This window comes from Micromonospora tarapacensis (assembly GCF_019697375.1).
GTDB lineage: Bacteria > Actinomycetota > Actinomycetes > Mycobacteriales > Micromonosporaceae > Micromonospora > Micromonospora tarapacensis.
In genome coordinates this window covers 2,519,728-2,541,726 of sequence record NZ_JAHCDI010000004.1, presented here as the reverse complement: position 1 = coordinate 2,541,726, position 21,999 = coordinate 2,519,728, and the positions used below count along the sequence as shown (strand labels likewise).

The 21,999-nt window shown below is 69.6% G+C and carries 13 protein-coding genes and 1 pseudogene; 10 read left to right on the top strand and 4 right to left on the bottom strand.

The genetic code is table 11. From position 1 onward, the window contains the following. Positions 1-36: 36 nt before the first annotated feature. From KIF24_RS17465 to KIF24_RS17455, 3 genes are all read right to left on the bottom strand, one after another. Positions 37-2,160, bottom strand: coding sequence for a ThuA domain-containing protein (locus KIF24_RS17465; RefSeq protein ID WP_221084962.1), 2,124 nt, complete (start codon positions 2,158-2,160; stop codon positions 37-39). Positions 2,161-2,187: 27 nt separating this feature from the next. Continuing rightward, entirely contained in the window at positions 2,188-5,028 is a 2,841-nt protein-coding gene (locus KIF24_RS17460; RefSeq protein WP_221084961.1) for a PQQ-dependent sugar dehydrogenase, read from the bottom strand. Positions 5,029-5,241: 213 nt separating this feature from the next. Further along, complete coding sequence (locus tag KIF24_RS17455) at positions 5,242-8,787, bottom strand: ThuA domain-containing protein (protein WP_221084960.1); 3,546 nt, start codon at positions 8,785-8,787, stop codon at positions 5,242-5,244. 450 nt (positions 8,788-9,237) lie between these two features. Here KIF24_RS17455 and KIF24_RS17450 point away from each other — a divergent pair, with 450 nt between their 5' ends. The 10 genes from KIF24_RS17450 (at position 9,238) to KIF24_RS17410 (ending at position 21,504) form a co-directional block, all read left to right on the top strand. Then, a complete protein-coding gene (locus KIF24_RS17450; protein ID WP_221084959.1) occupies positions 9,238-10,749 on the top strand; it encodes a sugar ABC transporter ATP-binding protein in 1,512 nt (503 codons plus the stop codon). Then, positions 10,746-11,720 carry an ABC transporter permease gene (locus KIF24_RS17445; protein WP_221084958.1) on the top strand — a complete coding sequence of 325 codons (975 nt, stop codon included), beginning with the start codon at positions 10,746-10,748 and terminating at the stop codon, positions 11,718-11,720. The genes KIF24_RS17450 and KIF24_RS17445 overlap by 4 nt, the downstream gene beginning before the upstream one ends. Further along, positions 11,717-12,718 (top strand): ABC transporter permease, encoded by a 1,002-nt coding sequence (locus KIF24_RS17440; protein ID WP_331461173.1) that lies wholly within the window; start codon positions 11,717-11,719, stop codon positions 12,716-12,718. Before KIF24_RS17445 ends, KIF24_RS17440 begins: the two co-directional genes overlap by 4 nt. After that, entirely contained in the window at positions 12,718-13,902 is a 1,185-nt protein-coding gene (locus tag KIF24_RS17435) for a substrate-binding domain-containing protein (protein WP_331461172.1), read from the top strand. Before KIF24_RS17440 ends, KIF24_RS17435 begins: the two co-directional genes overlap by 1 nt. A 6-nt stretch (positions 13,903-13,908) precedes the next feature. Next, a complete protein-coding gene (locus KIF24_RS17430) occupies positions 13,909-14,760 on the top strand; it encodes a sugar phosphate isomerase/epimerase family protein (protein WP_221084957.1) in 852 nt (283 codons plus the stop codon). Between the two features lie 136 nt (positions 14,761-14,896). Further along, the gene (locus KIF24_RS17425) at positions 14,897-17,293 is read left to right on the top strand and encodes an RICIN domain-containing protein (protein ID WP_221084956.1); all 2,397 of its coding nucleotides are present in this window, start codon (positions 14,897-14,899) and stop codon (positions 17,291-17,293) included. A gap of 394 nt (positions 17,294-17,687) precedes the next feature. Beyond that, complete coding sequence (locus KIF24_RS17420; RefSeq protein WP_221084955.1) at positions 17,688-19,343, top strand: hypothetical protein; 1,656 nt, start codon at positions 17,688-17,690, stop codon at positions 19,341-19,343. Further along, the gene (locus tag KIF24_RS17415; protein WP_230415709.1) at positions 19,343-20,137 is read left to right on the top strand and encodes a hypothetical protein; all 795 of its coding nucleotides are present in this window, start codon (positions 19,343-19,345) and stop codon (positions 20,135-20,137) included. Before KIF24_RS17420 ends, KIF24_RS17415 begins: the two co-directional genes overlap by 1 nt. Next, entirely contained in the window at positions 20,107-20,421 is a 315-nt protein-coding gene (locus KIF24_RS33080; RefSeq protein WP_230415707.1) for a hypothetical protein, read from the top strand. Before KIF24_RS17415 ends, KIF24_RS33080 begins: the two co-directional genes overlap by 31 nt. A gap of 3 nt (positions 20,422-20,424) precedes the next feature. Further along, complete coding sequence (locus tag KIF24_RS17410; protein WP_221084954.1) at positions 20,425-21,504, top strand: right-handed parallel beta-helix repeat-containing protein; 1,080 nt, start codon at positions 20,425-20,427, stop codon at positions 21,502-21,504. Positions 21,505-21,579: 75 nt separating this feature from the next. Here the strand turns inward: KIF24_RS17410 and KIF24_RS33075 are convergent. Continuing rightward, positions 21,580-21,885 (bottom strand): annotated as a pseudogene (locus tag KIF24_RS33075) (EamA family transporter); the annotation flags it as partial. Positions 21,886-21,999 lie beyond the last annotated feature (114 nt).

Below are 21,999 nucleotides of genomic sequence, written 5' to 3'. Positions count from 1 at the left end.
GGACGGCGAGGAGCCCACCCGGGCACGCCTAGCGGGTTACGGCAGGGTCCATTTCTGGTTGGCGCCGCCGTGGCAGCTCCACAGGTGGACTGCCTGGCCGTCGGTGGAGCTGTTGTTGGATACGTCCAGGCACTTGCCGGTCTGTGGGTTGCGTAGTGAGCCGTCGGTCTGGGTGGACCAGTTCTGGTTGGGTCCGCCGTTGCAGGTCCATAGTTGGATCTTGGTGCCGTTGGTGGCGGAGCCGGCGTTGATGTCCAGGCACTTGTTCAGTGCGTTGATCGTGCTGTTGGGGGTGACCGTCCATTGTTGGTTGGTGCCGTCGTTGCAGGACCAGATCTGGATCTGGGTGCCGTTGGCGGACGATCCGCCCGCCGCTTCCAGGCACTTGCCGCCCAGCCCCACGATCCGCCCGGTCCCGGTCGGCGGTGGTGGCGTGCCGGATCTGACCAGGGTGAACTCGTCCACGTCGTAGAGGAAGCCGGCACCACCGGAGAAGGTCAGGTAGAGGCTCTGGGTCCCGGAGGGGACCCCGGTGAGGTTGGTGGTGACGTTGGTGAACGTCTCCCAACCACCGGTCACCGGCACCGCGACCTGGCCGAGCACCGGGCCGGTGGTCGAGCCGGTGCGCACCTGGAGGGTGCCGCCGGAGCCGGCCGAGGCGACCCGGGCCCGCAGCGAGGTGACGCCGGTCAGGGCAGCGCCCTGGTAGCCGGTCCAGTCGCCGTTCTCGATGTTGCCGACGACCTGTCCGCCGATCGCGGCGGCCTTGGCGAACCGGCTGACCCCGCTGCCCGAGGTGTACGACTCCGCCTGCACCGTGACGTCACCGCTCGGCGGCGGGGTGCCCCCCAGTTCCTTGATGCGGATGTTGCGGTAGCGGACGTCGTCGCCCGTACCGTGGTTCTGGATGCCGATGTAGCCATCGAGCTGCCGGTTGGGGTCGGTGTTGGTGAAGTCGTTGATCCTGACCCCGTTGAGGAAGACCTGGAGCCGCTCGCCCTCGACCAGAAGTTCGAAGGTGTTCCACTCGCCCGGCGGGTTGAGCGCGGCGTCGCGGGCTGCGGTGTCGGGGGCCTTGACGGCGTAGATCGAGCCGGTGGTGCGGTCCACGGCGTCGGTGGCGTCGATCTGCACCTCGTAGCCGGTGGCGAGGGCGGCATTGGGGTCGTTCGTCGCCGGGAAACCGACGATCACGCCGGAGTTGTGGTCGCCGACGACCTGCCAGTCCAGCTTCAGCGAGTAGCTGGGCGCGAACTGCTTGTTGCTGTACCACAGCATGCCCATGCCACCGAACGCGGTGAGGGTGGCGTCGGAGTTGGTGAAGCCGCCCGGCCCGGCCTGGGACCAGCCGGTGGTCGAGCCGTTGTAGAGCGTGGTGTAGCCGGTCTCCGGACGGCAGTCGGCCCTGGTGCGGCCGGCCGCGTACCGGATGCCGCCGAGCAGGTGTGCCCGGAACGCCGGTTCGGAGTAGGACGCCTGGGTGTGCCCGCCGCCGGTGTAGAAGGACCGTCCGCCGCCGTAGGTCTTGCACCAGGCGATCGGGTGGTCGGCGCCCATCACGCCGCCCGAGTACGAGGACTCGTCGAGACTGGCCAGCACCCGGGCGCCGGGTCGGGCGCTGGCCTGGTAGTCGTACCACTCGTCGGTGCGGGTCCAGGTCTGGGGCAGGTGGGCGGTGGCCGCGTGGGCGCGGTTCTCGACCCGGACGGTGGCCTGCTGGATGGCCGGGTGGGAGCGGAAGTACGCTCCGACCAGGTTGCCGTAGAAGGACCAGCCGTACTCGGTGTCGGCGGCGGAGTGCACACCGACGAAGCCACCGCCGGAGCCGATGTACGACTCGAAGGCGGTCTGCTGGCCGGCGTCGAGCACGTCGCCGGTGGTGTTGAGGAAGATCACCGTCTCGTACTGGGCGAGGTTGCCGGTGGTGAAGGCGGTGGCGTCCTCGGTGGCGGTGACGGTGAAGCTGTTCGCCGCGCCCAGGTCACGGATGGCCTGGGTGCCCACCGCGATGGAGTCGTGCCGGAAGCCGGCGGTCTTGGAGAAGACCAGCACGTCGTACGGGGCGTCGGCGGCACTGGCCGCGGTGGCGGGGATGGTCGAGGCGAGGACGGCGAGGACGGCGGTGGCCGCGCCGAGCGTGGATCGGGGGAGTCTTCGCATGACGCTCTCCAATCGAACGGGACGAAGTTACGGCAGGGTCCATTTCTGGTTGGCGCCGCCGTGGCAGCTCCACAGGTGGACTGCCTGGCCGTCGGTGGAGCTGTTGTTGGATACGTCCAGGCACTTGCCGGTCTGTGGGTTGCGTAGTGAGCCGTCGGTCTGGGTGGACCAGTTCTGGTTGGGTCCGCCGTTGCAGGTCCATAGTTGGATCTTGGTGCCGTTGGTGGCGGAGCCGGCGTTGATGTCCAGGCACTTGTTCAGTGCGTTGATCGTGCTGTTGGGGGTGACCGTCCATTGTTGGTTGGTGCCGTCGTTGCAGGACCAGATCTGGATCTGGGTGCCGTTGGCGGACGATCCGCCCGCCGCTTCCAGGCACTTGCCGCCCAGCCCCACGATCCGCCCGGTCCGGACCGACGAGCTACCAATGTCGACGGTGAACGCGTCGACGTCGTAGAGGAACCCGGTGCCGCCGGCGAAGGTCAGGTAGAGCGTGGTGGTGCCCGCTGGCGCCCCGGAGATGGTGCCGGTGACGTTGGTGAAGGTTTCCCAGCCACCGGTGTTCGGCACGGTCGCCGAGCCGAGCACCGTGCCGGTGGCCGAGCCCGCCCGCAGCTGGAGGGTGCCGCCCGAGCCGGCGGAGGAGACGCGGGCGGTGAACGAGCTGGCGTTGTCGAGCCGGTACGGTTCGAACGCGATCCAGTCGCCGTTCTCGATGTTGCCGACCGTGGTGCCGCCCTCGGCGGTGGCCTTGCCGAAGGTCGCGACGCCGGCGGAGGCCTTGTAGTGCTCCGCCTGCCGGTGCCGTGGCTGGAGGGTGTGCTGCTTGTGGGTGGTCAGCCCGCCGTTGTCGGTGTATTCGGCGTCGAAGATGCCGAAGATGTTCGCCGCGTTGTCGTGCTCACCGTCGACCGGGATGGTGATCGAGCCGGAGCAGCCGTTCTTCGAGGTGATCGCGTGCCCGTGCTGGTCGTGGCCGAGCACGTAGGTCAGCTTGACCCTGGCGCAGTCGATCGTCGCGTCCTCCGGGTCGCTCACCGTGATGGTGTACGGCACCGTGTCGCCATAGGAGAAGAGCGTGCCGTTGACCGGGGTGGTGATGGTCACCGTCGGGGCGGTGTTGCCGACACCGACCTGCACGTTGGCGGTGCCGGTTGCCCCCTGCGGGTCCCGGACGGTGAGCGTGACGTGGTACGTGCCGTTGGCGGCGTACGTCTTGCTGGGGTTCGCCGCGGTCGAGGTGGTGCCGTCGCCGAGGTTCCACGAGTAGCTCAGCGTCCCACCCTCCGGGTCCGATGAGCCGGCCGAGGAGAAGCTCACGGTGAGCGGGGCCTGACCGGAGGTCTTGTCGGCGCTGACCACGGCAGTCGGCGCGCGGTTACCGGCGGGACCGACGTAGTCGAAGCGGTAGAGCGCCGAGTTGGCGTCGCCGTTGTAGAAGCCGGTGCCGTAGTCGAGGACGTACAACGCGCCGTCCGGGCCGAAGGCCATGTCCATGACCTGCTTGCCGACCCAGGGGAAGTTGTCGATGGCGCCCCGGGAGCCGTCGGCGTTGATCTGGATCGGCTTGATCCAGCCCCGGCCGAACTCCCCGGCGAAGAACTGCCCGTCCAGGGACTGCGGGAACTTCGTGGTGGAGGGGTTGTTCGGGTCGTACCGGTAGACCGGGCCGGCCATCGGCGACTCGGAGCCGCCGCCGAACTCGGACGGGCTGCCGGAGTCGCCCGCATACCTGATCCAGGCCGGCTTTGCCGCCGGAAGGGTCGACAGGCCGGTGTTGCGGAACGAGTTGTTCGTCGGGCCGCCCGCGCAGTTGTACCTTCCGCCGGCGGAGTTGCTGTTGAAGTCCCACTCCGCGTAGGTCTCGTTGCTGGTGTTCGTGCCGGTGCAGTACGGCCAGCCGTAGAAGCCCGGCCCGGTGATCCGGTTGAACTCGACCTGCCCGCTCGGGCCCCGGTTGCTGGTGACACCGGCATCCGGGCCGTAGTCGCCGACATAGACGACGCCGGTGGCCTTGTCGACGCTCATCCGGAACGGGTTGCGCAGGCCCATCGCGTAGATCTCGGGTCGGGTCCTCGCCGTGCCGGGGGCGAACATGTTGCCGGCCGGGATCGAGTACGACCCGTTGGCGTTGATCTTGACCCGCAGGATCTTGCCGCGCAGGTCGTTGGTGTTGGCGGCGCTGCGCTGCGCGTCGTACGCCGGGTTGCGGTTGGTCCGCTCGTCCAGCGGCGAGTAGCCGGCGGACTCGAACGGGTTGGTGTCGTCGCCGGTGGACAGGTAGAGGTTGCCGGCGGCGTCGAAGTCGATGTCCCCACCGGCGTGGCAACACTGGCCGCGATCCGCCGCCACGTCCAGGATCGTCACCTCGCTGGCCCGGTCGAGCGTCCAGTCGGAGTCGAGGGTGAACCGGGAGAGCCGGTTGACGCCCTGCCAGGCGGACCAGTTGGTGCCGGTGCCCGGGGCGTCCCCGCCGGGGGTGTTCAGCGGCGGCGCGTAGTAGAGGTAGATGTGCCGGTTGCTGGCGAAGCTCGGGTCGACCCCGACGCCCTGGAGGCCGTCCTCGTCGTGCGAGTAGACGGCAAGGGTGCCGATCACGGCGGTGTTGCCGGCCGCGTCGGTACGTCGCAGCGTGCCGTTGCGGGCGGTGTGCAGCACGGAGCGGTCAGGCAACACCGCGAGGCTCATCGGCTCACCCATCTCGGCGATGCCCTTGGCCAGGGTGACCTGCTGATAGTCGGCGGCGCTGATGGCCGCCGCGGCGGGCGGAGTGCTGCCGGCGATCGCGATCGCGCCGGCCGCAGCCACCATGAGCAGCGCGGAGCCGGCCGACGAGAGCCGCCGGCCAAACCTACTGTCGGGTGTGGACATGTTGGATTCGTTCCTTCCTGACCGCTGGTGCCGGGCAGGCGCACCGATGCGCCGGATGCCGTAGCGAGGGGACTGCCGCGTGCCTTCCGGTCGCCGCCCCGGCTGGCGGTGGCCTCCGGCCGGAGGCCACTTGTCGATGGGCTTACCGCGCCGCCGGCGCACATCGACGAATCGGGTTTTCCGTGCGTTGCCTGCCGCGGCAGGCGCGGTTGGTCACGCCAGGCTGAACCGCCACTGCTGGTTGGTGCCGCCGTGGCAGTTCCACTGCAACAGCCGGGCGCCGTCGCTGGTGGCGGCGGTGTTGACGTCCACGCAGAGCCCGCTGGGCACGCTCCGCACCGTGTACACCCCGGACGTCCCGGTCGCCGTGGCGGTGAACTTCTGCTGGTTGCTGTTGTTGCAGGTGGCCTGCTGGAGGAAGGCTCCCGGCGTGCTGGAGCCGCCGATCACCTCCGCGCACTTGCCGCTGTGCACGGCCTTGAGGTACACGGCACCGCCGCCGGCGTCGACGGCCTGCCACTTCTGGTTGTTGCCGCCGGTGGCCGCCCACTGGTGGATCTGGGCACCGTCGGCGGTGGAGACACCGCTGACGTCCATCAGCTTGCCGCTGTGCTGCGCGGTGAGTGTCCAGGTCCGACCCGCTACGCCCGCGGTGTCGGGAACGCCGACGCCGGGGCCGCCGAAGGTGTGCGAATCGAGGTCGAACCAGTTGTTCGAACTGCCCTTGAACACCAGGTAGAGGGTGTGGGTTCCGGTGCTGGCGGCGACGGTCACCGGCGGCGTGGACTGGTAGTTGTCCCAGCCGCCGGTGCTGGGTACCGGTGTGGTGGCCAGCAGGGTGCCGGTGGGTGAGCCGGTGCGTAGCTCGATCGAGCCGCCACCGGACGGCGACGACAGCCGGTAGCTGACGTTAGTGACGCCCGACAGGCTCATCGGGGTGAACGCCACCCAGTCGTTGTTGGAGATGTCCCCGATGCGCTTGCCGCTCTCCGCGCCGGCCTGGTCGATGATCCGGGTGCCGGACTGGCTGCTGTGGTACTCGGCCTGCTTGTGCTTGGGCTGGAGGATCACCTGTGCGTGGCCGGTGAGCGGGGCCGCGCCCCCCGCGCCGCCGTCGTCGGTGTAGCGGGCGTTGAGCACGTAGAACAGGTTGGCCCCGTCGGGATGCCCGCCCAGCAGGTCGGTGGAGATGGTGCCCGAGCAGCCGGCGTAGTCGGTCGTCTCGTGCGCGTGGTCGTCGTGACCGAGCGCGGGATTGAGGATCACATTGGCGCAGTCGATCGGGGCGCCGCCCGGGTCCGAGACGCTGATCTGGTAGGACACCCGGTCACCGAAGGTGAGCATGCCGCCGTGCGACGGGGTGGTGATGGTGACCACCGGCGCGGTGTTGCCGACAGTGATCTGGACGTTGGCGAAGCCGCTCTTGCCGGTGTTGTCGGTGACCTTCAACTGTGCGGTGTAGTTGCCGTTGGTGGTGTAGACGTGCGACGGGTTGGCTGCCGTGGAGGTGGTGCCGTCGCCGAAGGTCCACTGGTGGCTGACCGTGTTGCCGGGGTCGGGGTCGGTCGTCCCCGCGCTGCTGAACTGGACGTTGAGTGGCGCGTTGCCGCTGGTGGGTGTCCCGGTGGCCTTGGCGATCGGTGATCGCCCGCCCTGGACGTAGTCGATCCGGTAGAGGCCGGAGTCGCTGTTGCCGCCGCCGAAGTTGGTGCCCCACTCCAACAGGTAGAGCGAGCCGTCCGGGCCGAACTCCATGTCCATCGGCTTGTTGAAACTCGCGGTGGGCAGGAACGGGTTGGTGCGGGTGACCGCGGTGGCGGAGTCGAGGTGCACTTCCTTGACGTAGTTGCGCGACCACTCGTAGAAGAAGTGGACGCCGTCGTAGTACGGCGGGAACTTCGTCGCCGACGGGTTCTCCGGGTCGTAGCGGTAGACCGGGCCGCCCATCGGCGCCGAGCCGCCGGAGCCGAGCTCCTGGAAGGTCGGTGAGGTGCCGTAGCCGTACCACAGGTTGGGCGCGACGACCGGCCGCAGGCTGGTCAGGCCGGTGTTGTTGGGGGAGTTGTTGACCGGTGCCGCGCAGTTGAACTTGGCACCGACCACCCCGGTGTCCGGGTTGTACGGGGCGTAGGGCTGGTTGTCGCCGTGGCAGAACGGCCAGCCGTAGTTGCCGGGTGTCTTGATCACGTTGAGTTCGACGAGACCCTCGGGGCCGCGGTTGGTGGTCGGCGGGTTCCGGTCGGGTCCGTAGTCGGCCAGGTACACCCACCCGTTGGCCGGGTCGATGGAGAAGCGGAAGGGGTTGCGGAAGCCCATCGCGTAGATTTCCGCTCGGGTCTGCGCCGTGCCCTGCGGGTAGAGGTTGCCCGCCGGGACGGTGTAGCCGCCGCCGGCCGAGGGCCGGATCCGCAGCAGCTTTCCGCGCAGGTCGTTGGTGTTGCCGGCGGTCCGGGCCGCGTCGAGGTTGGCCTTGCCGGAGCGCCAGTCCAGCGGGGCGTAGCCCTGCCAGTTGGGGTCGAGGTTGGGCGGCGTGTCGTCGCCGGTGCCGATGTAGAGGTTCCCGTTCGGACCGAAGTCGATGTACCCGCCGGTGTGGCCGGGTTCGGGGAAGGTCCGGTCGCGGTACGCCGGGATGTCGATGATGGTGACCCCGCTGGACGTGTTCAACGTGTCGCCGGTCAGCGTGTAGCGGGACACCCGGTTGACGTCGGTCGTGCTGCCGGCCGGCGAGTGGTACAGGTACACGTGCCCGTTGCTGGCGAAGCTCGGGTCCAACGCCAGCCCGGTGAGACCGTCCTCACCACCGGTGTAGACACTGAGCGTTCCGGCGGTGACGGTACTGTTCGTGCTGGGCTTGAAGATCTTGACCTGCCCGCCCCGCTGGACGTACATCACCCGACCGTCCGGCAGCACGGCCAGTGCCATCGGGTCGGCGGTGTTGTTGTCGAGGGTGCGTTTCTCGAAGTTGCCCCAGACGGTGCCGCCGCAGTCGCCCGGCTCGTTGCCGGCCGCCCACTTGACACCGCCCAGGACGTGGTCACGGAAGTGGGTCTCGCTGTACGACTCGGCGGCGTGCCCCATCGCGGTGGTCCAGACGCGACCTCCGCCGACGCTGCGGCACCAGGAGATCGGGTGGTCCGGGCCCATCGCCCGGGAGCCGGGGTTGTACGTCCGCTCGTCCGCGGTGACCAGGACGTGGACCTCGCCGCGCGGGTTCTTGTCGAAGTTGTACCACTCCTCGCTGCGGTTCCAGCGGTCCGGCAGGCTGGCCGTCGACGGGTGCTTCTTGTCGGCGACGATGGCGGTGCCGGGCAGCACACCGGGTGAGTGCTCCGGCATGTGGGCACCGGCGTTCACGGTCTGGTCCCACCACGGGTACTCGGCCTCGATGCCCATGTCGGTGGCGTTGTGGATGGCGACGATGCCCTTGCCGCTGGCGAGGTATCCCTCCACCGCCTGCCGCTGGGCCGTCGAGGTCCAGACCATGCCCGAGGTCTGGAACATGATGAGGACGTCGAAGGTGGCGAGGTTGGCCGGGGTGAAGACGCTGGAGTCCTCGCTGTGCACCAGCTCGAAGTTGTTCGCCGCCGCCTGCTGCTGGAACATCGAGACCCCGGCCGGGATGGAGTCGTGCCGGTAGCCGGTGGTCTTGGTGAACAGCAGGGCACGGAAGGCCGGGGCCGCCGAGGCCGGGTGGACGAGCGCGAGCGAGAGTAACAGGCCCGCGATCACTGCGATGATCCATGTTCTGCGACGCATGGCGTCTCCTAGTTCGGGCGTGGAGCAACGGGTTGCGACCGCGGGCCGGCTACGTGTCAGCACCGCGCGACATCACACAGCGTCACCTCGGTCGTGTCCTCGTCCCGTGGTCGACGGGGGCCAGGAAATAAATGATCTTAAGTTGATCGATGTTCACGCTCACATTGCCGGCCGCTCCTTGGGTGTGGGAGGCCGGGCCACCCCTCGACCCGGCCTTGCTGCCGATCGGGCAACGGGGCCGGAAGTTGCTTCTCGTCGAGGATTGCGAACTCATTTCCAAGCATCTATCTTCATACGTGTGATGTTTCGGTCGTGTCAAGCGAATGTTTGTTCAGGACAACACGAAGTGCGAGGTCTGGAAACAAAAGGGTGGCGGGCCGGCTGGTCGCAGGGTCTCCCGGTGCGACGAGTGGACCTTGAGCATGGCTACTATCTGTAATGGCAGCTGCGATGTCTGAGCCTCGGCCGGCTCCGCTGCTCGCCCTGCGGGGCGTCGGGAAGTCCTTCCTCGGGGTGCGCGTCCTGGGTGGAGTCGACCTCGACGTCGCCGCGGGCGAGGTGCACGCCGTCGTCGGCGAGAACGGCGCGGGGAAGTCGACCCTCATGAAGATCATCTCGGGTGGCTACGTCCCGGACGAGGGCGCCATCGAGTTTTCCGGCCAACCCCGCGCCTTCGGCGGCCCGCGCGACGCGCAGCGGGCCGGCATCGGCATCATCCACCAGGAGTTCAATCTTCTTCCGGAGCGCACCGTCGCGGAGAACGTCCACCTCGGACACGAACCGGTCCGCCGAGGGCTGGTCGACCGCCGGGCGATGCTCGCCCGCACCCGGGAGCTGCTCGCCTCGGTGGGTGAGACCTCGCTGCCGGTCGACGTCCAGGTCGGGCGCCTCGGCGTCGCCCAGCAACAGGTCGTCGAGATCGCCAAGGCGCTCGCCCTCGACGCGCGGCTGCTCATCATGGACGAACCGACCGCGGCGTTGGCCGACCATGAGGTCGAGTTGCTCTACCGCCTGGTCCGTCGCCTCCAGGAACAGGGCATCGGCCTGCTGTACGTCTCACACCGGCTCGCCGAGGTCTTCGACCTGTCCAGCCGGATCACCGTGCTCAAGGACGGCCGGCGGGTCGACACCCTGCACACCGCCGACACCACGGCCGACGACGTGGTGCGGCTGATGGTCGGCCGCGAGCTGTCCGGTTACTACCCCGACCGGGCGGTGCCCGACGACCTCGGCCCGGTCCGGCTCACCGTCCGCGGCGGCGGGAACCGGAAGCTGCGCGGCGTCGACCTGGACCTGCGCGCCGGCGAGGTGCTCGGGGTCGGTGGCCTCCAGGGTTCCGGAAGATCGGCTCTGGCCCGCGCGCTCTTCGGCGTGGCGCCCTTCACGACCGGCACCGTCACGGTCGACGACGAGCGGATCCGGCTGCGTTCCCCCCGTGCGGCGGTGCGGGCCGGAATCGCCTACGTCACCGAGGATCGCAAGGGCGAGGGCATCGTCGCGCGGCAGTCGGTGCTGGACAATGCGTTGCTGGCGAGTCGGGCCGTCTTCGCGCTCCGGTCCGGTCGCGCCGCCCGGACGGCGCGGGTGCGCGAGCTGCTCACCGCCGTCGAGGTGCGCGCCGCCGGTGACGACCAGGAGATCCGCTTCCTGTCCGGCGGCAACCAGCAGAAGGTCGTACTGGCCCGGTGGTTGGCGCTGCGTCCCGGGATCCTGCTCTTCGACGAGCCCACCCGCGGCATCGACGTCGGCGCCAAGTCGGCCATCCATGACCTCGTGCGCCGTCTCGCCCGCGAAGGCGCGACCGTCTTGCTGATCTCGTCCGAGCTGCCGGAACTGCTCGGCATGAGCGACCGGATCATCGTGATGCGCGACGGCCGGGTCGCGGGCGAACTGCCCGCCGGTGCGGCCGAGGAAGACGTGATGGCGCTGGCGGTCGGTGCCGTGCGGGAGGCGGCCGGATGAACGTGGCCCCGACCCTGCGGGCCGGCCGGGCGATCCCGGGTGTGTTCGTCGCCCTGGCCGCCACGCTGGTGATCGGCTGGCTGGTCGTCATGATCGACGGCGGTCAGCTCCTCAACCAACCGACGACGGTGAGCCTGTTGCACGTCGCCGCCGGTCTCGGCCTCGTCGGCATCGGTCAGACGCTGGTCATCCTCGGCGGTTCACTCGACCTGTCGGTGGCGTATGTGGTCAGCCTGAGCACCCTCGTCGCGGCCGAGACGATGAACGGCAGTGACGCCGCGCTGGTGCCGGCGATCGGCCTGGTGCTCGCCGTCAGTGCCGGCGTCGGGCTGTGCAACGGACTGCTCGTCACCAAGCTGCGGATCAACGCGTTCATCGCGACCCTCGGCGTGGGGCTGCTGCTCAAGGGATACCTGGACAACGGCTACGACGGCCCGGCCGGTACGACCGCGCCCAGCCTCGTGCAGACCCTCGGCTACCAGCGCGTCGGGCCCGTGCCGCTGTCGTTCCTGTTGCTGGTGGTCGTCACCGGGGCGGCCTGGTTCCTGCTCTCGCGCACCCGCTTCGGCCACCACCTCATCGCCGTCGGCGGTGACCCGCAGGTCGCCCGGCTCTCCGGCGTACGCAACGACCGTGTCCTGGTCGCCGCGCACGTGCTCTGTTCGCTGTGCGCCGGACTCGCCGGAATCTACCTGGCGAGCCGCCTCGGTGCGGGCGCCCCGCGGGTCGGCAGTGAGGGCCTCTACGACCTGGAGTCGATCGCCGCGGTGGTCCTCGGTGGCACCGCCCTGGCCGGCGGTCGTGGCGGCGTCATCGGCACCGTCGGCGGCGTGCTGCTGCTCGCCAGCATCGACGCCATCTTCAACCAGATCGAGGTCGACGCCTTCTTCAAGCAGGTGATCCGCGGCGCCATCATCATCGCGGCCGTCGCCGTCTACGCCCGCCGGGCCATGCGAAGGGAGGCCGGGTGAGTACGCAGATCGGCGCGCGCCGCCCGCTGCCGACCCGGCTGCCGCGACTGCGTCCCGGTGGTCTGCTGCCGATCGTCGCGATCCTCGCGGTGCTGCTGGTCCTCGTCGCCCTCCGGCAGCCCGACTTCCTCGCCCCGCCGTCGCTGATGTCCTTCCTCGGCCGTTCGGCCCCGATCATCCTGCTCGCCGCCGGTCAGTACTTCGTGATCGTTTCCGGCGAGTTCGACCTGTCGATCGGATCCCTGGTCACCGCGCAGGTGGTCGTCGCCGCCCGGCTCATCGACAGCGACCCGTCGCGCACCTGGCCGGTGGTGTTGCTGCTGCTCGCCTTCGGGGCGGTGGTCGGGCTGGTCAACGGCCTGATCACGACGCGGCTGCGGGTGCCGTCGTTCATCACCACCCTCGGCATGTTCCTGATCCTCGTCGGTGCGGTCTACCTGTGGTCCGACGGCGCACCCAAGGGCGGCCTCTCCGAGGATTTCCGCCGGTTCGGCCGGCGGGCGTTCGAGGACGTGCCGGTGCTCGGCCGGGTACCGTACGCGCTGCTCGTCCTGCTGGTCCTCGCGACGCTGGCCGTGGTCCTGATGCGCGCCGACTTCGGGCGGACCCTGATCGCGGTCGGGGACAACCCGCGTACCGCCGAGCTGAGCGGGGTGCGCGTCTGGCGTACCCGGACCATCGCCTTCATCCTCAGCGGGCTCGCGGCGGCCGTGGCGGCGATCCTGCTCGGGGGGTACAGCGGCGTCTCGTTCCAGGCCGGCGCCGGCCTGGAGTTCGGCGCGATCACGGCGGTGGTGCTCGGCGGCGTCGTCCTCGGCGGCGGTCGGGGTTCGGTGGTCGGCGCGATGCTCGGTGCGCTGACCCTGGAACTCCTGTTCGCGCTGATGAACTTCTACGGCGTCTCCGGCGCCCTCAGATCGACCGTCCAGGGCGCGATCATCCTGCTCGCCGTGGCGGTCTCGGCAACACGTCAATCGTCAAGACAAGGGGAAAGATAGTGCGACGTTCCATGGCGGCGCTGGCCGCCCTGACTCTGTTGTCGCTCGCTGGCTGCGCCACCGACGATCCGGTCGCGGGCCCCGACGGCACCGCCTCCGCCGGGGCCGGCTCGGGCACCGGCGAGCAGTCGAAGTTCTTCGTCCAGGCCGACTACGACAACGAACTGGCGCTGCTCGACGCCACCCCGACGGGGCCCGCCGACCGGCCGTGGGAGCAGGTGCTCGAACCGGCGATGGTGGACACCGCGACGTTCCGGAAGGCCGGGCCGTACAAGATCTGCTTCTCCAACGCGGCGTTGAACAACCCGTGGCGGCAGGTCGGATTCAAGACCATGCAGGCCGAGGTCGAGGCGCAGCAGAGCAAGATCAAGGAGTTCGTGCACGTCGACGCCGAAGGCCGGGACCAGAAGCAGATCGCGGACATCAACGACCTGCTCGGCAGGGGCTGCGACGCGCTCATCGTCTCGCCCAACACCACCGCCACGCTCACCCCGGCCGTCGAAGCGGCCTGCGCGACGGGCCTGCCGGTCATCGTCTTCGACCGGGGCGTCAACACGGCGTGCCCGGTGACGTTCATCAACCCGATCGGCGGCTACGGCTTCGGTCACGTCGGTGCCGAGTTCGTCAGCCAGCGGATGAAGCCCGGCGGCAAGGTGCTCGCCCTGCGGATCCTGCCCGGCGTCGACGTGCTGGAGACCCGGTGGTCCGCGGCGAAGGTGGCGTTCGACAAGGCGAAGGTGGATGTCGTCGGGGTCGAGTTCACCGACGGCGACCCGGCCAAGACCAAGAAGATCGTCGACGACTACATCCAGCGGTACGGCACGATCGACGGCGTGTGGATGGACGCCGGTGCGGTCGCCGTCGCGGCGGTCGAGGCGTTCCAGGACGCGGGCCAGCCGGTGCCGCCGATCAACGGTGAGGACCAGCTCGACTTTCTGAAGCTCTGGAAGGAGAAGAACCTCACCGCGATCGCGCCCACCTACCCGACCTACCAGTGGCGTACGCCGATCATCGCGGCGCTGCGGATCCTCGACGGCCAGCAGGTGTCCGACCCGTGGAAGCTGCCGCAGCCGACGATCGACCAGGAGAACCTGGACAGCTATCTCGACCCGACCATGCCGCCACTGCACTACGCGATGTGCGGTTGCACCGACCTGCCCGGTTACCCGCAACGCTGGAAGTAGGGGTCGGTGTACGACATCGGTGTCAACCCGTGGGTCTGGACCTCACCGGTCGACGATCGGGCTCTCGCGGAACTGGTGCCGCGGATCGCCGCGATGGGCTTCGACGCGGTCGAACTGCCGATCGAGAACCCCGGCGACTGGGATCCGGACCGCACCCGCGACCTGCTGGCGGCGCACGGCCTGGCCGCGGCCGGCGTCTGCGCGGTCACGCCGCCCGGGCGTGACCTGGTGGCCGCCGCGCCGGCCGTCGTCGAGGCGACGGTGGCGTACCTGAAGGGGTGTGTGGACAGCGCGGCGGCCGTCGGCGCGCCGTGCGTGGGGGGTCCGGTCTACGCCTCCGTCGGCCGGACCTGGCGGATGTCGGGGGCGGCGCGCTCCGCCTGTTACGCGGAGTTCCGCCGGTCGCTCACGCCGGTCGCCCACCATGCCGGCGAGCGGGGGGTGACCCTCGGTGTGGAGGCGCTCAATCGATACGAGACGAGCGTCGTCAACACCATGGAGCAGGTCGTCGAGCTGATCGACGGCCTGCCCCCGAACGTCGGCATCATGATCGACACCTACCACATGAACATCGAGGAGGCCGACCCGTACGCCGCCCTCGTCCTCGCCGGCCCGTACATCAAGCACGTCCAGGTCAGTGGCACCGACCGGGGTGCGCCCGGCGCGGACCACCTCGACTGGCCCCGGTTCCTCGCCGCCCTGGCCACGACGGGCTACCGGGGTGCGGTGTGTATCGAGTCGTTCACCGTCGAGAACGAGACGATCGCCGCCGCCGCGTCGATCTGGCGCCCGCTGGCTCCCTCGCAGGACCGGCTCGCCCTGGACGGCCTGACATATCTGCGCGGGCTCCTTCGATGACACCGGCCACCAGGTCCGGTGTGGACCGCGGCGCGGAGCCGGCCGACTCGGGGCCGTTCGATCGATCCTTGCCCAGACATCATTCGTATGATGAACTGCTGCCACACCCACCACACCGAAGGTAAGGAGACGTCCCGTGTCCGTACCGTCATCTCCCGCAGCAGCGCGAAGGCGGCTGCTGGCCGCGGTCGCGGCGGCGGCGTTGACCGCCGTGGCCACCGCGACCACCGTGGCCACCTCGGCCGCACCCGCCCTCGCCGACACCACCACCCTCTACGCGTCCCCCTCCGGCAGCGGCACCGCGTGCACCGCCGCCCAACCGTGCGCACTGAGCGGCGCGCAGACCGCGGTGCGGTCGCGTACCGGCTCGATGTCCGGCGACATCGTCGTCCAACTGGCCGACGGGGTGTACCGGCTCACCACCCCGCTCCGGCTGACCTCGGCCGACTCCGGCACCAACGGCTACCGGGTGGTGTGGCAGGCGGCACCGTCGGCCCAGCCGGTGATCAGCGGTGCCCGGCCGGTCACCGGCTGGACGCTCGCCGACGCCGGGCGCAACATCTGGCGGGCCAACGTCGGCGCCGGGACCGACACCCGGCAGCTCTACGTCGACGGTGCCATCGCCACCCGGGCGCGTACCCAGGTCAATCGGGCCGACTTCACCGCGGACAGCACCGGAATGAGGTTCACCAACAGCGCGTTGGGCTACCTCAACAACCTGGCGAACGAGAACCGGATCCAGATGGAGAGCGTCAACTCGTTCACGGACCGGTACGTCTCGGTGCAGAGCATCAGTGGAAACCTGATCACGATGCAGCAGCCCGGCTGGAGCAACAACAACTTCGGGTACGACACCTTCACCAGCCCGCACCGGGCCGGTCCGCTCTACCTGAGCAACGCGTACGAGTTCCTGGACGCGCCGGGGGAGTGGTATCTCGACCCGGGCAGCGGCGCGCTGTCCTACATCCCACTTGCCGGCCAGAACATGAACAACGTCAAGGTGGAACTGCCGACGCTCCAGTCACTGGTCAACGTCGGCGGCACCTATGACGCGCCCGCGCACCACATGACCTTCAGCGGGATCACCTTCACCGGCACCAGCTGGCTCGGGCCGAGCAGCAACCAGGGTTACGCGGACCAGCAGACCGGTTCCTACATCCACGGCAACTGGAACTGGCCCAGCTTCAGCTCCTGCCACAACGGCTGCCCGCAGTTCGAGGCCACCCGCCCGAACTGGCTCCAGTCACCCGCCGCCGTGCAGGTCTCCGCCGCCAGCAACGTCACCTTCACCGACTCCCGGTTCGTCAACCTGGGACAGACGGCGGTGGGGATCGGCAACGACCCGAGCGCCCACGCCAGCGGGGTCGGCCTGGGCGCCAGCAACATCACGATCACCCGGTCCGAGGTCGCCCGCAACTCCGCCGGCGGCATCATCGTCGGTGGCGTACGCGCCGACGCGCACCACCCGAGTGACCAGCGGATGGTCAACCGGGACATCACCATCAGCAACAACCGCCTGCACGACCTCGGCCTGGAGCATCGGGGCATCGTCTCGGTCCTGACCACCTACGTCACCAACGCCACGATCTCGTACAACGAGGTCTACAACATGCCGTACACCGGCATGTCGATCGGGTACGGCTGGGGCGCCAACGACGCCGGTGGCAGCAACCACTACGCCGACCGCGGCCTGTACAACTACCAGCCGCGCTACACCACCGCCACGACCGCGTCCAACAACCGGTTGATCGGCAACTACGTGCACGACGTGATGCAGCAGATGAACGACGGCGGCTGCATCTACACGCTCTCGGCGAATCCGGGCGGGCTGATCAGCGACAACTACTGCCTGCGGACCAACGGCTACTTCGGCGTCTACTTCGACGAGGGCTCCCGCTATTACACCGCCCGCAACAACGTTTTCTCGTCCACCGGCACCTGGGCCACCGCCAACTACTGGTTCGCCGAGAACATGGGCAACTTCACCGTCACGAACAACTGGTCGACCAACGGCAGCACCAACGTGACCAACGGCGACCGCGGCAACGTCGTCTCCGGCAACGTCACGGTGACCAACGGCAACTGGCCCTCGGGAGCCCAGGCCGTAATGGCCGCGGCGGGACCGCAGAACGGTAACGGCCAGCAGAACGTGCAGATCGTCGGTGGGCAGTCGGGTCGCTGTCTGGAGATCGGTGGGTCGAGCACGACCAACGGCACGCAGGCCCAGCTCTGGGACTGCCACGGTGGCACCAACCAACGGTGGACCCACACCACCGGCCGGCAGCTGATGGTGTACGGCAACAAGTGCCTGGACGCCTCCGGCCAGGGCACCGCCAACGGCACCCTGGCAATCATCTGGGACTGCAACGGCCAGACCAACCAGCAGTGGAACGTCAACCCCGACGGCACCATCACCGGCGTGCAGTCCGGGCTGTGCCTCGACGCCAGCGGCTACGGCACCACGAACGGCACCAAGATCCACCTGTGGGCCTGCCACGGCGGCACCAACCAGCAGTGGAGCCTGCGCAACTGACCCCGGGCGCCGGGTGGGGCCGCGCCGGCGCGGCCCCACCCGGGTGTCGGGTCGCTGCCCGGCGTGCCGCCCGCCCTCCGCGCCGGCGGCCTCGGTCGACCGCCGCCGGTGCCGGGTCGCAACCTGCTGTCCATGTTCTGTCAACGTAGACTACGCCCAGTGCCGATACGTTGCGATCCTCGTGCGGTGTGGGCGGCGTGTATTGGACACGCCGGCCAGTGTTGCGGGCGGTACCAGAATTCGGACATGTTCGTTCAGATGTGCATGCAGTGGTCGGGGCCGGCGGCACGGTCCTCACCGGCTGGCCACCGCCAGGGTGGCCGCGCGGTGCGGACTCCCGTCAGGGTGAGCGTCCCGACACTGCTCTTCCAACGGGAGAGGGACGGTTCTTCGGGTGTGGCTCGGGGCTGACAAGAAGGAGTTCGAGGCATTCCTCGACTCCGCTTCTGTTTACTGGCGCAAGAACCTGGGGTCCACGCCGTCCCAGCGCTACCTCATCGTCGAGGTGTTCCACCAGGACATCCGGGTGGCCATGCGCAACCTGGCGGTCGCCAACGCGATCCGCCGGCTGGTGCCCGCGCAGCTCGTGGTCGTCACCGGCGTCGAGGAGATGTGGCACGAGGCGCTGTGGACCGAGTTCGACGTGAAGTTGGTCGAGCGGGTCGCGGAGGCATACGGCGCCAGCGAGGTCATCGACCTCTATCGCCTGATCGAGGGTCCGGCCCGGTCCGCCACGCCGGGTGCCGTGCCGGTGGAGCTGTTCGGGCGGACGCTCGCCCCCGGCCGGTCCATCAGTGCGGAGACCCTGGAGGAGTTCGTCAGCGCCACCTACTGCCGGGTGACGAAGCGGCCCCGGGCGCCCGAGGACCCCGCCGCCGACCCGCGTTACGCGCGGCGACAGGCGCTGGGCCGGTCCATCTCGTCGTTCTACGACGCACTGCTGGGCAGTGGGTCCGTGGTGGCGCTGGTGACCAGCCACGTCGACTACGATCACTGGGGCCTGGCGGTGGACTCCGCCCGGCGGGCCGGCATACCCGTCGTGCACACCCAGCAGACGGGCTGCCTCAAGGCGTACGCGCTGTTCCCCGAGAACGACACCGGTGAGCACACCTTCCGCGGCGAGCTGACCCACCAGATCGGCGCGTTCTTCGAACAGCGGGTGTTGCCGCGGCGCGACGAGGTGCGGCGCAACGCGGAACTTGTCGCCTGGCGGTCGAAGGTCAACCTGGGCCGGCCCAGCTGGTGGCGGGGGGGTGCCAGTGCCTCCGTCGACATCAACAACAGCGAGGAACGGGCCCGGTTGCGTACCCACTACGCGGCGCGCCTGGGCTTCGACCCGTCGCGGCCGGTGGTGGCGGTCTTCAACCATGCCGTCTCCGACGCGCCCGGGACGAATCATCAGTCCTTTCCCACCCTGGCCGACTGGTTCGAGGAGACGGCGCAGTTCGCCAGCACCTCGACCGAGGTGCAGTGGTTGTTCCAGGACCATCCGAGCCAGTTCCGCTACGACAGCACCGACTTCTTCGACTCGGTCGCCCGACGCTACGCCCGGCACCGGCACATGGTGTTCCAGCCCAGCAAGGACCTCAGCAAGAACGGCCTGTGGAGCCTCGTCGACTTCGGCGTGACCGTCCGTGGCAGCGTGAGCAACGAGCTTCCCGCGTACGGGATCCCGGTGCTCCAGGCGGGCTGGTCCGAGTGGAGCGAGTGCGGCCTGTCGACCGTGGTGAACGACCCGGAGGCGTACTGGAAGGCCCTCGACGGCGCGATCAGCGCCATGCTGAACGGCGAAGAGATCATCTCGGCCGAGCAGGTCGAGCGCGCCCGGCTGTGGCTGTGGTTCTACCGCAGCGCCACGGACCTGTTCACCCCGCAGGTGCCGCACTGGGAGGTCTGGCCGGCCGACTACCTGCTCAGAGCGGTGCGGACGGCGTTCCGGCACATCGAGAGCGACGCGGATCCGCTCTTCGAGGCCGTCGAGCGCATGTGGACCCGCCGTGAGCCGGTGCTGACCCGGACGGACCTCCAGTTGCCCGGGGAGGTCCGATAGTGGCCATCGGCACCTGGTTCGGCACCGAGTTCGACGATCCGGTGCCGTCGCGCGAACTGCCCGCGGTGTTCGCCTCGGGCGGCGAACCCGAAGTGCTGGTCGCCGACCAGATGGCGCGGGGCGTGGCGATCGTGGGGCGGGTGCAGGGCGCGTCCGGTGCGGTCGTGCTGAAGCTGCGCACCGGCGGTCGGCCGGTCCGCGTTCGCGTCGATCTTCATGTCGACGGTGCCTCGCAGGCGGCCTGGTCCCGCGTCGCCACACCGGCGCGCGGCATGCGTGAGCTGCCGCGCCTGGTGGTGCTGAGGGCACAGGGCACGGAACGGGCCGCCGCCGTGATCAGTCGCCAGCGGGGGCGGCTGCGGATGATGGAGGCCCACGCCTGGGTGGAATTCGACCTGCGCGCCGACGAGGTGGGCCCGGACGGCCTGCTGATCGTCGAACTGGCCGACGCCGCGCTCCCGGAGTGGGCGGCATCGTCGCTCAGCTCGCTGGCGGCTGTCGGCGTACGCATCAACCGGGTCGAGATCGCCGCGATCGAGGACGGCGACGAGGCGAAGGTTCCGGTGCGCCTCGCCGGCCCGGCCGCACAGCTCGCCGGCCTGGTCAGCGCCGGGGACTGGTGGGCGCGCGGGGCCGCGGCCAGGGTCAGGCCCGGTCCAGGTTCCTCGTGGTCAACGCCGGCGCCGCCGAGGTCCGGTGCCGACTGCGGATCGCGACCGCGTCGGCGCCGCCGGCCGCGGTACGCCAACCCAGCCAGGCCTGGTTGCGTCGCCAGCAGGGCCAGAACGTGCTGAAGGCGATCCGGGTGGCCCAGCGCGGGGCGGGATACGCGCTGTTCGAGGCGTCGCCGTTCACCCGGCCGCCGCAGCCGGACCACCTCGTCGTACGCGCGGCGAGCCTGGTCGACGGCACCGAGTGCCCGGTCAGCGCGACGGCACCGGCCCAGGACACGCTCGACGTGGTGATCGGGCGCACCACCACCGGACCGGTGCTGGTCGGGCTGACCGACCCCGAGGCCACCGTGATGCGGCGGCGGGTCTCCGAGCTTGTCTGCCAGGTCGTCGAGTTGGAGTGCTGACCGTTGACTGATTCCCGATCCTCCGAGCTGGTGCTCACCGACGACGCGGCGGCCAACCAGGAGGCGGTCGACCGGCTCCTGGCGTCCCGGCCGGGCGGGACGATGCGCCTGCCGGCCGGCACCTTTCCGCTCGACCGGGGGATCGTCCTGGGACCCGGCTGGACGCTCGCCGGCGCGGAGCACGGCGACGGGCCCGTCACGACCTGGCTGACCTCGTCGGCGACGGACGGTCAGCCCGTCGTCCAGGTGCTGGGCTCACGGGTGACGATCGAGGACGTCGGCTTCCTCCCGCCGCCCGCCTCACCCGGCGAACACGGCGGCGACCTGGGCACCGCCATCACCATCGGGCGGTACCTCTACCCGGCGGAAGCCGAGTGGATCGAGGGTATCCAGGTCCGGCGGGTCCAGGTCGAGCGCCGTGACGCCCGCGCCGCCAACTGCATCGCGGTGGTCGGTGCGGTCCGGGACATCGCCATCTCCGACGTCTCGATCGTGGGTGGCTGCACCGGGATCGCCGTGCACTGGGGCGCGGTCGGCGAGGGCGTCGACTCGATCGCCGGGCCGTCGTACCACCCGCACCACCTCGGCATCTCCGATCTGCGGGTGTCCGACGCCTTCGAGGGGTTCTACCTCAGCTCGGTGCACGACGTCGAGGTGGAGCGGGTCTGCCTGTCGGATGTCGAGATCGGCTTCCGGCTGCTGCCCGGCGACAACACGGACCGCTTCCACTCCGACGGCGCCAAGTTGGTCGGCGAGCGGATCCGGGTGTCGGGTGCCTGCGTGTCCTGGAACGGTCCGTTGTACGCGGTGCGGGTTGCGGGCTGGGGCCGCAGCGAGATCGACCACTCGATCCGGGTGCTGGAGTACCGGGACGTGGTGGTGCGGGACTGCACCCTGGTGCCGCTGCCGGTGACCACGTCCGGGTCCGGCGATCCACTACGTCCGCGTTCGCCCGTCGTGATCGAGCAGGCGGCCGGCGTGGTCCTGGACGGGATCCGCATCGACTCCCGGCAGGGCTTGCCGGGCCGGACCGACCTCGCGGGCGGTGCCTGCTGCTCGCTGCGTGCCGCCGGCCCCGGTTGATCCCGGGCGTCCGTCGCCCGGTGCCTCGGTCGAGGTGGCCCGGCCGGTGCCGGTGACACCCCAGACGGCTCCCGCCAGCACCACCGCCCCGCCCAGCGCCTGCCTGGGCGTCATCGTCTCGCCGAGCAGCAGCCAGGCGGCGAGGATGCTGACGACCGGCTCCACCATGCTCATGATCGAGGCCCGGGTGGGACCGATGACGCTCATACCCGCGAAGAAGGCGCCGATCGCCACCACGGTGGAGACGACGGTGACGCCGAGGATGGGTATCCACGCGTCGGCGGCGAAGTCGAACCCGAGCGTGCCGGTGCCGGTTCCCACCGCCGCGAACGAGGTGGCCGCGAAGAGCGTGACGAAGGCGCTGGTGGTCAGCGGCGGCATGCCCATCGTGGTCCGGGCGCCCAGGCCGATCGCGGGCACCGGAAACGGTAATTCGATCTTACCTTACAGGGTCGCTCTGACGTGCGGAGATAACGCTCTCTCGGATTGCGTCGG